Origin of the sequence: Novosphingobium malaysiense (genome assembly GCF_000802225.1) — a bacterium.
GTDB lineage: Bacteria > Pseudomonadota > Alphaproteobacteria > Sphingomonadales > Sphingomonadaceae > Novosphingobium > Novosphingobium malaysiense.
The window spans coordinates 104,569-118,970 of the sequence record NZ_JTDI01000004.1 but is presented as its reverse complement, the minus strand read 5'-3'; the positions used below and the strand labels follow the sequence as shown (position 1 = coordinate 118,970).

Sequence of the window (14,402 nt, the reverse complement as noted above, 5' to 3'; positions counted from 1 at the left end):
GACGCACACACATCATGAAACTTCTGTAACTTTGTATTTCTGATCGGAAAGGGCGATTACTCTGATGAGTGCGCCCTGTTTCTCGCCATCTGTGCATCGGGCTATCTCGGCTGCAGGCGTTCATGCGCCGTTCACGCAACAGGAGAGGGTCCGATGCTCAGGAAATCCCCGAAAATGCTGGTGTCCATGCTGATGGCGACGACCGCCACGCTCATGGCCGCGCCGGCATTCGCCGAAGTCGATGCCGAAACCGTAAGCGAGGCTCCGCAGCCCACCACCACCAAGCCCGGCGGCCTTACCAACGAGGACTGGTGGCCCAGCCGTCTCGACCTCACCGCGCTGCGCCAGCACGAGGCGGTGTCCAATCCCTATGGCGCCGATTACGACTACGCGAAGGAATTCGCCTCGCTCGATCTGGACGCGGTGAAGGAAGACATCCGCAAGGTCCTCACCACCTCGCAGCCCTGGTGGCCGGCGGACTATGGCCACTACGGCCCGTTCTTCATCCGCATGGCCTGGCACAGCGCCGGCACCTACCGCGTCGGTGACGGTCGCGGCGGCTCGGACGGCGGCGAGCAGCGCTTCGATCCACTCAATTCCTGGCCCGACAACGTCAGCCTCGACAAGGCGCGCCGCCTGGTCTGGCCGATCAAGCAGAAGTACGGCCGCAAGCTCTCGTGGGGCGACCTCATGGTGCTGGCCGGCAACGTCGCGCTGGAAGACATGGGCTTCAAGACCGTGGGCTTCGCCGGCGGCCGTATCGACGCCTGGCAGCCGGACATGGTGTTCTGGGGCCCCGAGACGAAGATGCTCGGCTCGGAGCGCATGAAGGAAGGCGGCAAGCTGAAAGGCCCGCTGGCGGCCACGCAGATGGGCCTCATCTACGTCAATCCGGAAGGTCCGGGTGGCAGCCACGATCCGATCGCGGCGGCCGAGGCCATCCGCATCGCCTTCGGAAACATGGCGATGAACGATGAAGAGACCATTGCCCTGATCGCCGGCGGCCACACCTTCGGCAAGGCCCACGGCGCACACAAGCCCGACGAATGCCTCGAGGCCGAACCGACCGCGGCCGGGCTCGAGCAGCAGGGTCTCGGCTGGAAGAACAACTGCGGCAAGGGCAATGCCGAGGATACCATCACCAGCGGCCTCGAAGGCGCCTGGTCGGCGGCTCCCACGCAGTTCACCACGCAGTACATCGACAACCTGCTGAACTTCGAATGGAAGAAGACCAAGAGCCCGGCGGGCGCCACGCAGTGGATCCCCACCGATCCCGCGGCCGCCAGCCTCGTTCCCGACGCGCACATCGAAGGCAAGACCCACGCGCCGATCATGTTCACGACCGACATGGCGCTCAAGCGCGATCCCAAGTTCCGCGCCGTGCTGGAACGCTGGCAGAAGGACCCGACACTCTTCGCCAAGGCCTTTGCCCGCGCGTGGTTCAAGCTGACCCACCGCGACCTCGGCCCCGAGGCGCGCTATCTCGGCAAGGACGTGCCCAGCGAGAGCTATTCGTGGCAGGACCCGCTGCCCGAGGCCGACTATGCGATGATCGACCAGAGCGACGAGGCGAAGCTCAAGGCGCAGATCCTCGCTTCGGGACTGACCGGCACCGAACTGGTGCGCACCGCCTGGGCGGCAGCCTCGACCTTCCGCGGCACCGACATGCGCGGCGGGGCCAACGGTGCCCGTGTCCGTCTGCAGCCGCAGATCGACTGGGCGGTCAACGACAAGGCCGAACTGACCAAGGTGGTCGGCAAGCTCGAAGCGATCCGCAAGGATTTCAACAAGAGCGCTGCCGGCGGCAAGAAGGTCTCGCTGGCCGACCTGATCGTGCTGGGCGGCAATGCCGCCATCGAGCAGGCGGCCGAGAAGGCGGGCTATGAGGCTGACGTGCCGTTCACGCCGGGCCGCGTCGATGCCACCCAGGCACAGACCGACGTCGCCTCCTTCGCCTACCTCGAGCCCAAGGCCGACGGCTTCCGCAACTTCTACGCTGCGGATGCCTATGATGCCCCGGCTCCGGCACTGGTCGACAAGGCGGACATGCTGAACCTCACCGTGCCCGAGATGACGGTACTGGTGGGCGGCATGCGGGCGCTGGGCGCCAATGCCAACGGCACCAAGCACGGCGTCTTCACCAGCCGTCCGGGCACGCTGTCGAACGACTTCTTCGTCAACCTGCTGTCGATGGACACGGTGTGGTCGAAGTCGTCGAAGGCGGGCCTCTACGAAGGCAAGGACCGGGCGACCGGTGCGGCCAAGTGGACGGCGACGCCGGTGGACCTGATCTTCGGTTCGAACTCCGAACTGCGCGCCGTTTCGGAAGTCTATGCTTCCAACGACGCGGGCCAGCTCTTCGTCGACGACTTCGTCGCGGCGTGGACCAAGGTCATGGACGCCGACCGCTTCTGATGGAACGGGGAGGGCAGCCGACATGTGCGGCTGCCCGCCTTCGTCCTGAACTATCGACTATACGAACCAGACAATGAGATCATTTCTCAAGGCAAGCTTGCCCGCGGTGGCCGTGACCGCCCTGCTGACGCTCGGCGCTGTCGGTGGCGAGCCGACTGCGGCAGCGGAAGCATCCGCCGCGTCCGCATCGAACCGACCGCAGGCGTTCGCTGTCTGCGCCGGATGCCACTCGACGGAGCCGGGGCAGATGCGTCTCGGCCCCAGCCTTGCCGGCGTGGCGGGGCGCAAGGCCGGCACTCTCCCGGGCTACACCTACAGCGAAGCGCTGAAGGCCTCCGGCCTCACCTGGAACGAGGCCACGCTCGACAAGTGGCTGACGTCGCCGAAGAAGACCGTGCCCGGCACCAAGATGCCGTTCATGGGCATTTCGGATCCGGCCCGGCGCAAGCAGGTCGTCGACTACCTCCTGACCCTGGAATAGGCGCCCGAGATGATCCGGCAGGGGGGCTTGCTCGACACTTAGCCCTGCGGACAATGCGCGGCTTCGGGCAGGCCTGGCGCTACCGGCTCCGGCTTTGAAGCCGGACGGGCGGGCTGCCGGATACCGATGAAAATCCCGAAAAATCCCATCCGGCGACCGACCTCGTACGAAACGACGCAGCCGCAGGCGGTGATGGCGGTCAGCAGCGCAAATTCGGTCCAGACGCCAAGGTGCAGTTCGGTCAGGTAATAGCCGGCGACGACGGTGATCGTCTGGTGGACGACGTAGTAGCAGAAGATCGCGCCGGTCAAATAGCGCAGGGCCTTGCTCGGACGGTTGAGATAGCGCTGACCGAGCCCGAGCATGGCGAGGATGCACGTCCATGCGTAGAGCACCTGGATCGCGAGATGGGCGATGCCGCTGGCGAGGGAATCGGCGAGCCCCAGTTGCATCCAGAACGCGTTTGCCCCGTAGAGCGCAACCGCAAGAACGAGCGTCGCGGGCACCAGCCTGTCGACGGACTGCCAGAAACCGCGGTCCTTGGCGGCAAGGAACCCGATCAGCACCATCGTCAGGCGCGTCGTGTGCTGGCCCCAGTCATGGATGAAGTCGTCCGTGATCGGAAACCAGTGCATGACCGTCGCCTCGTAGACCATGAAGGGCACGATCGTCAGCAGCAGGATCATCGCCGGAGACCGCGCGTAGTTCCGGAAGGCCCGGCTGCGGGTTGCCTGCCGCAGCAGGGGCGCGAGGGGAAGAATGACCAGCGTGTAGGCCAGCAGGTAGGCGATATACCAAAGATGGTTCCACGTCGGCGTGAAGACCGAGAATTCGCCGCGCAGGTAGTGCGGATAGAATTCCACAATGCTGCCCGTGAACTCGCCTGACTGACGCAGTTGGAAATAGGTCTGCGGCATCACCAGAACCAGCACGCCGAAGAGCAGCGGCAGCCCGAGATTGAGCGATCTGGAAAGCGCGAAACGGCGGGCCGAGGGCATCTTGTCCACCGCGAAGCGCAGGGCCACGCCCGAGATGAAGAACAGCAGCGCCAGCCGCCAGGGATTGAGCGCGTTCATCAACGGCTCCGCCGCCGGCGAGGCGTAATTGCTTTTCACGTGCCAGAACCACGGCACATAGAACATGCCGACATGATAGAAGATGAGCAGGGCAAACGCGATCAGGCGCAGCCAGTCGAGCCCGTAGTGGCGCTGCTCGATATCGCTCGTGGCAGGGGAGGGCGTGATTTCGGTCATGGTCTTGCTATCCCTTCTTCAGCGGCGGGCTCGGTTCCGGGCTGACGTCGCACCGGCGCGGCGCAAGCGTCGAGCAGCAAGGGTCTGATCGCGGATGGCCGGTGTTGTCTGCGGTGATAGGGCGGCGGTCAGGGCCGATTGCCGGGCTGCAGGGGCGAATGACGGCCCGTCGAAGCTATCGTTCCCGGGTGGCAGGCGTTAACCCGGCGCGTGGACGCTTTGAGAGTGGGGACGAATGAACGGCGCGGAAGACATGCGGGATCAGGCGAGGTCGGTCTCGCCGATGCTGCAGGACCGGCGGATCGACCGGACCACCACGCTCTGGATTGCGCTGGCTTTGCTCGCCTTCCTGATCGTCGACGTTCAGACGCGCATTTACGAATTCCAACGAAACGGTGCGCCCGTTCCCATGGACCGGATACTCTTGCACGAAGTGACCGGGATCGGGGCCTACATGGCGGTAGTCTGGCTGATCGGCCGTTTGGCTGCGTGGATGCCGCCGGGGCAGGTCCGATGGGATCGTCTCTTGCCCTTCCACTTCGCTTCCAGTGTCGGGACCGCTCTTGCCGTCATCGGAATCTTTGTCGGTATCCGCAAGGTTCTCAGCCCGATCCTCCTCGGCGAACCCTATGTGTTCGATGCCGATCCGCTCGGCGGTTTCCTCTACGAGTATCGCAAGTTTGCGCTCTTCTACGTGGCCGCCGTCACGCTGTTCGCACTGCGCCGGCAACTCGCCTATCGCTCCGAGGAACTGGAGGCGGCCAGAGCCGACGCTTCCCGGTCGCACCGGATCACCCTGAAGGACGGCAGCCGCACTATCCGGGTGGAGGCGGATGCGGTGATCTGGATGAAGGCGGCGTCCAACTATGTCGACATTGCAGTCGGCGACCGGACGATTCTCGTGCGGGGAACGCTGCAGGAACTGGCCGAACAGCTCACCGCGGCGGGCGTGCCGGCGATGCGGGTGCATCGTTCCTATGTCGTGAACGGCCGCCACATCGCCGGTTGCCGGCCCGACGGGGAGGGCGGGCTGTCGGTCACGATGACGGACGACACCGAAATACCGGCCAGCCGCAGCCGCCGCGATGCCGTCGAGCGCTATCTGGCCGAGGGGCGCGGCGTGTCTCAACGATAGACGGCCGCTTTCCTACATCCCCGCTTGCCGTCACACTGCGCGCGGCACTGGTCTTGCCGCGCTCTTTGAACCGTCCATTTTGATGATGCCGTAGCGTTTTTGCGCTGCGAAAGTGTCGGCTTTCTAACAGACTGTAATCATGTCCGATTTCGGAAACTCGCCATGGCCGGTGTCGACAAACTTAGAGAAGTTTGCGGCCTTACAGCGCCGCGTTGTTGTAGCAGTGCCAGGTGAAGATCGCCGCCGAGCCGCGGTGGGGGCGCCAGTCTTCGGCGAGCTGGCGGGTTTCCTTCTCGCTGGGGCGGGCGTCCAGCTTCAGGATCTTGTGCAGACCGGCCTGCACCGCGAGGTCCCCGGCCGGCCAGATATCGGGGCGACCCTCGGCGAAGAGCAGGTAGATCTCGGCGGACCAGCGGCCGATGCCTTTGATCTGCACGAGTTCGGCGATGGCCTCCTCGTCGTCTTCGGGCAGCGCTTCGAGGTTCAGGCTGCCGGCGACCACCAGTTCGCACAGCGAGCGGGCATAGCCCTGTTTCTGGCGCGAAAGGCCGCAGCCGCGCAGCGCGTCGAACTCGGCCGCCAGCAGGTCTTCCGGCGGCAGACCTTCCCCCAGCAGCGCCTCCAGCCGCGACCAGACCGAAGCGGCGGCCGCCACGCTCACTTGCTGGCCGACGATCGTGCGCAGCAATGTGGCGTAGCCGGTAGGGCGAATGCGCGGTTCCGGATATCCGGCGATTTCCAGCGCGCGCGCCATCTCCGGTTGCGCAGCAGCGATGGCATCCAGCCCGGATCGGAGTTGGTCGGCGTTGAGGCCCATGATTTCGGCTACCTTGCAAAAGCGGGTTGCAGCCTTTAGCAGCCTGCGGCAAAAGCGCATACCGTTGCAGTTGTGATACATAGTGTATCAAAGGGGAATAGAGAGTCATGCCGCAGATCATCGTCGTCAATCAGTCGGGTGAAGAATCGAATGTCGAGGCCAGCGAAGGCCGCACCCTGATGGAAGTCATCCGCGACAACGGCTTCGACGAACTGCTGGCACTGTGCGGTGGCTGCTGCTCTTGCGCGACCTGCCACGTCCACATCGACCCGTCGTACATGGACAAGCTGCCGGCCATGAGCGAGGACGAGAACGACCTGCTCGACAGCTCGGACCACCGCAACGAGTATTCGCGCCTGTCCTGCCAGGTGCCGGTGACTTCGGCTCTGGAAGGCTGCAAGGTCACCATCGCACAGGAAGACTGAGCCACGCTCAGCAGGGCTATCGGTCCGAAGGAAGTTTGTCTTGCGGGGGGTAAGGTGCATTTCGTTTGCGCCTTGCGCCTGCACTTCCTAACTCTTCGCGCATGACTGCACCAAAGCCCAAGCGCTCCACGCTCGATCTCATCGGCAACACCCCGCTCGTCCTGCTGAAGGGGCCGAGCGAGGCCGCCGGGTGCGAGATCTGGGGCAAATGCGAATTCGCCAATCCCGGCGCCTCGGTGAAGGACCGCGCGGCGCTGTGGATCGTGCGCGATGCCGAAGCGAAGGGGCTGCTCAAACCGGGCGGAACGATCGTCGAGGGGACGGCGGGAAATACCGGGATCGGCATTGCGCTGGTCGCCAACGCGCTCGGCTACAAGTCCGTGATCGTGATGCCCGAGAACCAGTCCAAGGAAAAGATGGACACGCTGCGGGCGCTCAAGGCCGAACTGGTCCTGGTGCCGCCGACGAAGTTCTCGAATCCAGGCCACTTCGTCCACACCTCGCGGCGCCTGGCAGAAGAGACCGAAGGGGCGATCTGGGCCAACCAGTTCGACAACATCGCCAACCGCAAGGCCCATATCGAAAGCACCGCGCCCGAACTGTGGGAGCAGATGGAAGGCCGCATCGACGGCTTTACCTGCGCGGCGGGCACCGGCGGCACGATTGCCGGCACCGGGATGGGGCTCAAGGCGTTCGACGAGAAGATCACCATCGCGCTGACCGATCCCCACGGCGCTGCGCTGTACAACTACTATGCCCACGGCGAACTCAAGGCCGAGGGATCGTCGGTGGCCGAAGGCATCGGGCAGGGGCGCATTACCGCCAACCTGGAAGGGGCCCCGATCGACACGCAGTTCCGCATTTCCGACGAGGACGGCCTCGAATGGGTGCGGCGCCTGCTTTCCGAGGAAGGGCTGTGCCTGGGCCTGTCCTCCGGCATCAACGTGGCCGGAGCGATTGCGCTCGGCAAGCAATTGGGCCCGGGGTCGCGGGTTGCCACGATGCTGTGCGATACCGGCTTTCGCTATCTCTCCTCGCTCTACAATCCGGAGTGGCTCGAGGCCAAGGGACTTCCGGTCTTTCCTTGGCTGACAAGCTGAGGTAAATCCGGCTCATGGCAGGAAAGCTTCCGCCCCAGATGATCGAGCCCATTCAGTCTCCCCAGCACTTTGCCACGCCGAGCCCGCGGGAATTGCGCGCGCAGGCGGTTCATCGGTTGCAGGTGGGCCTGTTCGGGCTGTGCGCCATGCTGCTGCTGGTGGGGCTGGCAAACATCATCATGGACCGGGCGAAGCTGGCGGATACCGAAGATCCCATCCGTGACGTCGTGGCCGCAGATTCCAAGCCGAAGAAGCAGGCCACCGATCCGCTGGCCGATATCGGCGTGGTGCCTGCATCCGAGCCGAGCCCCACACCGACGCCGACCCCGATGACCACTCCCACGCCCCAGGACCTTGCCGATCCGCTGGCACCGCAGCAGTAAACCGCTGCTTGCGACCTTGGCGTCACTGACGCTGGCCGCCTGCACGCAGGGCAGCGCCACGGCGTCCGACGAAGAGGCTGGGCACGCGCTGGGCCTTTACACCAGCCTCCCGATCACCTGGGGCGAAAGCGATGATATCGGTGATCTGCTTTCGCCGGATCGGCCCGGCCACTGGGCGCTGCCTGTCCTGAAATCCGCCGGCGACTTCGTGCCGCTGGATTCGCTGGCCGATGCCGATGGGGCGATGCCGTTGCCACAGGATGCTATTCTGGTCCTTGCTCAACCGCGTCCGCTCTCGCCGCAGGAGAACGTGGCGCTCGACAAGTGGGTGGCGGGAGGTGGACACGTGCTGCTGCTCGCCGACCCCATGCTGACGTCGCACTCGAGATTTGCCTTGGGCGATCCGCGCCGGCCGCAGGACATTGCGTTGCTGTCGCCCATTCTGGCGCGTTGGGGGCTGGAGCTCGAATTCGACGATGCGCAGGCACCCGGCGAATACGCAGTCTCCTTGTCCGAGGGCGCGTTGCCGGTGAACCTGCCAGGGCGCTTCCGCCTTCTGGGGAAATCCGGGGAAGCCGGTGCGAGGGGGAAAACCGGGGACATCGTCGGAGACTGCCGGCTCGAAGCCGAAGGCGTGCTGGCCGACTGCCGCTCCGGCAAGGGCCACATCGTAGCCGTGGCCGACGCCGCCTTGCTGGAAAATCCCCCGGATTCCGCAGCGGTCGCGCGGAGGACCGTGATTCTGGAAAAGTTGCTGCAAAGAACGAGATCGGGGACGTAAGGGGATCGGTCGGTCCAAAATGGGGATATCCCGGGATCGGTGCCGTTATCCTACATCTTATTGAAAAATAACATTAAATATAAAAGCATGTATGCCGGGATGATCTAATTAGCCCTCGAAATCAGGCTTGTGGGGCGTTGGATTGGTGGATAAATTCCTTCTGATCCCCAGATTTCCCTTTTATCCCTAGTTTTCCCGTTATATGGATAGAGCCAATCGAAATGGCTGAGTCTCGCCGTATCCCGCGTGGATGCGGAACCCTTCCGCGCGGGGGCGGCGGCGGGGCGCGTGATCGGTCGTTCTCGAGACGAGGACCTAAGGGGCAAGCGGGGCAAATGGCTGGGCAGCCGGTATCATATCACGGGCAGGGCTTCTCGCTACTTCGCGACAAGAACCGCTTTGTGCTGCCGAGTTCTCTTCGTGCCAAGGTGCGGGAGTCCAGCGGCAAGGATGTGCTGTGCCTCGCCAAGTTTCCCGACTGGAAGTGTCTTGTCGGTTTCGGCCTGTCCCGCATCGACGAGTTCGAGGCGGAGCTGGATCGCGAGCAGGCACGCGCCGATGCCGCCGGCCGGCCGTTCAATCGCGTAAAGCAGGCCATGGCTCTCTATACCTTTCAGGAAGTTCCTTTCGACGGCAGCGGCCGCTTCGTGATGCCCGAGGGCATGGCGCGCCTCGCCAACATCGGCGACCAGGCCTACTTCCAGGGCGTCGGCAACGTGATCACCATCTGGAACCCGGAAGAGCTCTACAAGGAAGCCGATGATCCGGTGCTCGAGGGCGCCGTAGAGATCTGCCGGTCGATGGCAGAAGCCGAACTGGCCAAGGCGAAGAAGAAGTGAGCCGTCCTGCAACCCTGGATGAGCGCTCCCCGCACGTTCCCGTGCTCCTGGAGGAGGTGGTCTCCGCGCTGAACCCCCAGCGCGGAGACCTCATCGTCGATGCCACGCTGGGAGCAGGCGGTTATACGCGTCGCCTGCTCGACGCAGGTGCCACGGTGCATGCCTTCGACCGCGATCCCGACGCGATCGCCGCGATCCGGGATAACCCGGCCAGGTGGCCCGAACTGGCAAGCAATCCGCCCCGGCTCGTGCTTCATCCGCGCCGCTTCTCGGAAATGGCCGAGAGCATGACCGATGCCGGCGTCGAGCAGGTCGACGGCGTCGTCATGGACATCGGCGTATCCTCGATGCAGCTCGACCAGCCGGACCGTGGCTTTGCCTTCGCGTCGGACGGACCGCTCGACATGCGCATGAGCCAGGAAGGGGTGTCGGCCGCGGATTTCCTGAACGAGGCCGACGAAGCCGAAATCGCAGACGTGCTCTACCTCCACGGAGAAGAGCGCCAGTCGCGCCGGGTGGCACGTGCGATCGTGGCCGCCCGCCCGCTTGAGACCACCGGTGAGCTGGCTCGCGTCGTGCGCAAGGCGCTCGGCTACCGTCCTGGCGCACCGAAGGACCCGGCGACCCGCAGCTTCCAGGCCATCCGTATCCATGTGAACGGTGAGCTCGACGAACTCGATCAGGGCTTGATGGGGGCCGAAACGCTGCTCCGTGCGGGCGGTAAGCTGGCCGTCGTTACCTTCCACAGCCTCGAGGACCGCAAGGTCAAGCGTTTCCTGCGCGATGCCAGCGGCGCGGGGAAATCGACCTCGCGGCACATGCCTCAGGTCGAAACCGGTCCTGCAGCTACCTTCACGCGGGTTTCCAAGGCCATTCGCCCCGGCGAGGCCGAACTCGCCGCAAACCCGCGTTCCCGATCCGCGACCCTGCGTAGCGCAGAGCGCACCGATGCCCCGGCCCGAGATACCCACAGGAGTGCCGCATGAACCTGACAAGCGACCGCATTCGTTCGATTGGCTGGGCTTCGGTGCTGTGTTTGTGCGCGGCGTTGACGCTCGCGTTGACGCTTCGCGTCAACGCCGTGAAGAGCCAGGTCTACGACGCCGAGAAGCGCATCGTGTGGGTGCAGCAGGACATCGATTTCCTCCAGACCGAGTTCCAAACCCGTTCGAACCAGCAGGCGCTAAAGCAGCTCAACGATCTCGAGTTCGGTTACAAGGCGCCGGTTGCGGGACAGTATATCGAGGGCGAGCGACAGTTGGCTGCACTCGGCAAGGCCGCCGGCCCCGGTGCGCCGGAGCCGATCCGTTTTGCCAATGCGGAAAAGCCCGCATCGCAGGAGACCGGCTCCTCGCTGCTGGCAATGGTCTCGCCGGTTAGCGGCGCCACGGCGGCGGCGCTGCCCGAGGCTGGCGCGAAGGAAATCCGCAAGCGCGAAGAGGAACGCGAAGAGCTCACCCGCGATGCCGGCGCGCTCGGCAAGCGGTTGGCGCGCATCGAAGTGGCGGAGGCCGCCCAGCAGTGAACGCTCCCGCATTTGCGATAGGGTCGATCCCCACGACCGTCGCGACAGGGCGGTGCAAGCTGGCGAACGTGCGGCAGCGCACGTTGCTGGTCGCGAAGCTGCGCACGCTTTGGGTGCTTGGAGTGTTCGTGCTGGTCGGTTTCGCAGCGCTTGCCCGGATCGGCTTTCTGGGGGCGACCGGCGCCACGACCCATCGCAGTGAACTGGGCTCCTCGCTGATTCCTGAGCGCGGCGAAATCGTCGACCGCAACGGTGTCGCCCTGGCGCGCGACTTCCGGGTCTATTCGTTGTGGTTCAATCCCAAGGCGATGACCGAGGGTTCGCCGCTGATCCATTCGCCCGAGGAAATCGCCGACGGCCTTCTGCGCATCTTCCCCGACCTCGACCGCCGGGAAGTCATCGCAAAGCTCGCATCCGGCAAGCCGGGGTACATCCGGCGTTCGATCCTGCCCGAGGAAGCAAACCGGGTTCATGCCCTTGGCGAGCCCGCACTCGAATATCCGCGCGAGACGACCCGGTTCTACCCGCAAGGATCGATGGCGGCACACGTGCTGGGCTACGTCGACAGCGACGGCAAGGGCCACGTCGGCATGGAGCAGGTCTTCGACAAGCAGCTCAAAAGCATGGACGGGCGGACACACCCGTCGGTCCTGTCAATCGACTTCCGCGTCCAGAGCGCGCTGGAGGACGAACTGAGCAAGGCCATGGCGCTGAGTCAGGCCAAGGGCGCGGGCGGCGTCGTGCTCGATGTCGACACGGGCGAAGTGCTGGCGCTCGCATCGCTGCCGTCGTTCGACCCCAATCACGTCAAGCCGACCGACATGATGGTCACCGACGAAGAAGCCAGGCAGGGCGAGGTTCCGCACGGTTTCAATCGAGTCACGAACCAGGTCTACGAACTGGGTTCGACCTTCAAGCCGATCACCGTGGCTGCCGCGCTTGATGCCGGGACGGTCACCGATCTCGGGCGCCGCTGGCCGGCGAAGCCCCTACATGTCGGGCGTTTCACCATTCACGACGACCACAACTACGGCTCCACGCTCAATGTGCCGCAAGCGCTCATTCACTCGTCGAACATCGTGATGTCCGAAGTTGCCGACGAACTCGGCGGGGTGCGCCTGAAGAAGACGATGGAATCGCTCGCGATGAACGAGCGGCCAGCGATAGAGCTGCCGGCGCGCGGTTTTCCGATCTGGCCGTCGGGCAAATGGCCCCGTCTGCGCACGATGACCGTCTCTTTCGGGCATGGCCTTGCAGTTACCCCGCTGCATTTGGCCTCGGCCTACTCGGCGTTGGTCAACGGCGGCATCTGGCGCCCCGCGACGCTGGAAAAACTCGACCCCTCGGAGGTGCCGGCCGGCCGGCGCGTGTTCACCGCAGCGACCAGTGCCCGTATCCGCCAGTTGCTGCGCATGATCGTGGAATTCGGTACCGGTCGCAAGGCGGACGCGCCCGGTTTCCGCATCGGCGGCAAGACCGGGTCCGCTGAAAAGCCGGGCGTGGGCGGCTATCGCAAGCATGCGCTCATCACGACTTTCGCAGCCGCCTTCCCGATGGACCGTCCGCGCTATGTCGTGGTCGCGATGATGGACGAGCCGCAGGGCACGACGGCGACTTCGTATCAGCGCACCGCGGCTTGGAACGCCGCGCCCGCGGTGGGCCGTCTGGTTCCGCGCATCGGCCCGCTGCTCGGCATCATGCCCGACGAGACGCGGGATATCGACATCTCGGACCTCAAGCCCCTGATCCCGCAGGAGGCGAGCGAGGAATGAAGCTGTCTTCTCTCTGCGCGGCAGCCGGGATCGCTTTCGACGGTCCGGACGCGAACATTACAGGCTTTGCCATCGACCATCGCAAGGTCGCGCCCGGAACCGTGTTCGGGGCCTTTCGCGGCGCCCGCTTCAATGGTGAGGACTTCATCGCCGCCGCAATCGAGGCTGGTGCCGTCGCTGTCGTGGCGGCTCCGGACGCGGCAGTGGAGGGCGCGGTGCATTTCTCCGATGCCGAGCCGCGCCGCCTCTTTGCCCGGCTCGCCGCCCCGTTCTTCACCCCGGTGCCGGACACGCTGGTGGCCGTGACGGGGACCAACGGCAAGACGTCGACGGTCGAACTGACCCGGCAGCTCTGGCGCATGGCCGGCCAGCGGGCGGCCTCAATCGGCACGCTTGGCATCACCACCAGCGATGAGAGCGTTTCGACTGGGCTCACCACACCCGATATCGCCACGTTTCTCGCCAACCTCACGGGGCTTGCGAGGGAAGGGGTGACGCATGTCGCCTACGAGGCATCCAGCCACGGACTTTCGCAATACCGCATAGAAGGACCGCGCGTGAGCGCCGGAGCCTTCACCAACCTGAGCCGCGATCATCTCGATTATCACGCGACCATGGAGGATTATTTCGCCGCTAAAATGCGCCTGTTCGACGAAGTCGTGGTTGACGGCGGCGCGGCGGTGGTCTGGGCGGACGACGCCTGGTCGGAAAAGGCGATAGGCCATGTCCGGGCACGCGGGTTGCAGCTCTATACGGTAGGCGGAAAAGGTGAGGATATCAGGCTGCTGGGCCGCGCTCCGGGCGGGCTCGGGCAGAAGCTGGAAATCGAACATGCAGGCACGACCCGCGTGATCGACCTGCCGCTCATCGGCGCCTACCAGGCTGCAAATGCCCTGGTCGCGGCCGGGCTCGTCCTGGCGACTGGCGGCGATGCGGACGTCACGTTCGATGCCATGAAACGGCTGGTAACAGTGCGCGGGCGGCTGGAGCGGGCGGCGATTTCTCCGGTCGGTTCGCCGGTATATGTGGATTACGCGCATACGCCTGATGCTTTGGCAGCGGCGATTGATGCATTGCGTCCTCATGTGGCGGGTCGGCTGATCGTCGTGTTCGGCGCGGGCGGCGATCGCGACAAGGGAAAACGGCCGGAAATGGGCCGGGCAGCGAGCGAAGGCGCAGATATTGCCATCGTCACCGACGACAACCCACGCGGCGAAGCCCCGGCCGCGATTCGAAAGATGGTGCTGGAGGGCATGAGCACCATGATTGCGGAGGGTCGTGCGCGCGAGATCGGCGACCGCCGCGAGGCCATCGGCTCGGCCATCGCCGAGGCGCAAGCCGGGGACATCGTCCTCGTCGCCGGCAAGGGGCACGAACAGGGACAGATTATCGGCAGCGGCGACACTGCGCGCGTGCTGCCGTTCGACGATGTTACCGTGGCCAGGGAAATGGCTGGCACGCTGGGAGGTAAGTGAC

At 64.8% G+C, this 14,402-nt stretch carries 14 protein-coding genes; 12 read left to right on the top strand and 2 right to left on the bottom strand.

The features are described from left to right. Positions 1-153 precede the first annotated feature (153 nt). The gene (gene katG / locus LK12_RS14875; RefSeq protein WP_231568371.1) at positions 154-2,415 is read left to right on the top strand and encodes a catalase/peroxidase HPI; all 2,262 of its coding nucleotides are present in this window, start codon (positions 154-156) and stop codon (positions 2,413-2,415) included. Between the two features lie 112 nt (positions 2,416-2,527). Continuing rightward, complete coding sequence (locus tag LK12_RS14870) at positions 2,528-2,896, top strand: c-type cytochrome (protein ID WP_231568370.1); 369 nt, start codon at positions 2,528-2,530, stop codon at positions 2,894-2,896. Between the two features lie 38 nt (positions 2,897-2,934). On the opposite strand, the gene LK12_RS14865 is transcribed toward LK12_RS14870, so the two are convergent. Beyond that, positions 2,935-4,149 (bottom strand): acyltransferase family protein, encoded by a 1,215-nt coding sequence (locus LK12_RS14865; protein WP_052223440.1) that lies wholly within the window; start codon positions 4,147-4,149, stop codon positions 2,935-2,937. 235 nt (positions 4,150-4,384) lie between these two features. Here LK12_RS14865 and LK12_RS23840 point away from each other — a divergent pair, with 235 nt between their 5' ends. After that, complete coding sequence (locus tag LK12_RS23840) at positions 4,385-5,284, top strand: LytTR family DNA-binding domain-containing protein (RefSeq protein ID WP_052223439.1); 900 nt, start codon at positions 4,385-4,387, stop codon at positions 5,282-5,284. Between the two features lie 199 nt (positions 5,285-5,483). Here LK12_RS23840 and LK12_RS14855 read toward each other — a convergent pair whose 3' ends face one another. Beyond that, positions 5,484-6,101: a DNA-3-methyladenine glycosylase family protein gene (locus LK12_RS14855; RefSeq protein WP_039286073.1), complete on the bottom strand. Its 618-nt coding sequence runs from the start codon at positions 6,099-6,101 to the stop codon at positions 5,484-5,486. A gap of 107 nt (positions 6,102-6,208) precedes the next feature. Between LK12_RS14855 and LK12_RS14850 the strand changes: the two genes are divergently transcribed. From LK12_RS14850 to LK12_RS14810, 9 genes are all read left to right on the top strand, one after another. Then, complete coding sequence (locus tag LK12_RS14850) at positions 6,209-6,526, top strand: 2Fe-2S iron-sulfur cluster-binding protein (protein ID WP_039285709.1); 318 nt, start codon at positions 6,209-6,211, stop codon at positions 6,524-6,526. A gap of 101 nt (positions 6,527-6,627) precedes the next feature. Further along, positions 6,628-7,626 carry a cysteine synthase A gene (locus LK12_RS14845; protein ID WP_039285706.1) on the top strand — a complete coding sequence of 333 codons (999 nt, stop codon included), beginning with the start codon at positions 6,628-6,630 and terminating at the stop codon, positions 7,624-7,626. Between the two features lie 14 nt (positions 7,627-7,640). Further along, positions 7,641-8,009 (top strand): hypothetical protein, encoded by a 369-nt coding sequence (locus LK12_RS14840; protein WP_231568369.1) that lies wholly within the window; start codon positions 7,641-7,643, stop codon positions 8,007-8,009. Between the two features lie 16 nt (positions 8,010-8,025). After that, on the top strand, positions 8,026-8,790 hold the full coding sequence (locus tag LK12_RS14835) for a DUF4350 domain-containing protein (RefSeq protein WP_231568368.1): 765 nt from the start codon (positions 8,026-8,028) through the stop codon (positions 8,788-8,790). A gap of 335 nt (positions 8,791-9,125) precedes the next feature. Continuing rightward, on the top strand, positions 9,126-9,629 hold the full coding sequence (locus LK12_RS14830) for a division/cell wall cluster transcriptional repressor MraZ (RefSeq protein ID WP_039285703.1): 504 nt from the start codon (positions 9,126-9,128) through the stop codon (positions 9,627-9,629). Continuing rightward, positions 9,626-10,615: a 16S rRNA (cytosine(1402)-N(4))-methyltransferase RsmH gene (gene rsmH / locus LK12_RS14825; RefSeq protein WP_082010526.1), complete on the top strand. Its 990-nt coding sequence runs from the start codon at positions 9,626-9,628 to the stop codon at positions 10,613-10,615. Before LK12_RS14830 ends, rsmH begins: the two co-directional genes overlap by 4 nt. Continuing rightward, positions 10,612-11,154 (top strand): hypothetical protein, encoded by a 543-nt coding sequence (locus LK12_RS14820; RefSeq protein WP_039285701.1) that lies wholly within the window; start codon positions 10,612-10,614, stop codon positions 11,152-11,154. The genes rsmH and LK12_RS14820 overlap by 4 nt, the downstream gene beginning before the upstream one ends. Beyond that, on the top strand, positions 11,151-12,926 hold the full coding sequence (locus LK12_RS14815) for a peptidoglycan D,D-transpeptidase FtsI family protein (RefSeq protein WP_039285700.1): 1,776 nt from the start codon (positions 11,151-11,153) through the stop codon (positions 12,924-12,926). The genes LK12_RS14820 and LK12_RS14815 overlap by 4 nt, the downstream gene beginning before the upstream one ends. Then, positions 12,923-14,401 carry a UDP-N-acetylmuramoyl-L-alanyl-D-glutamate--2,6-diaminopimelate ligase gene (locus LK12_RS14810; protein ID WP_039285697.1) on the top strand — a complete coding sequence of 493 codons (1,479 nt, stop codon included), beginning with the start codon at positions 12,923-12,925 and terminating at the stop codon, positions 14,399-14,401. Before LK12_RS14815 ends, LK12_RS14810 begins: the two co-directional genes overlap by 4 nt. The last annotated feature ends 1 nt before the right edge of the window (position 14,402 follow it).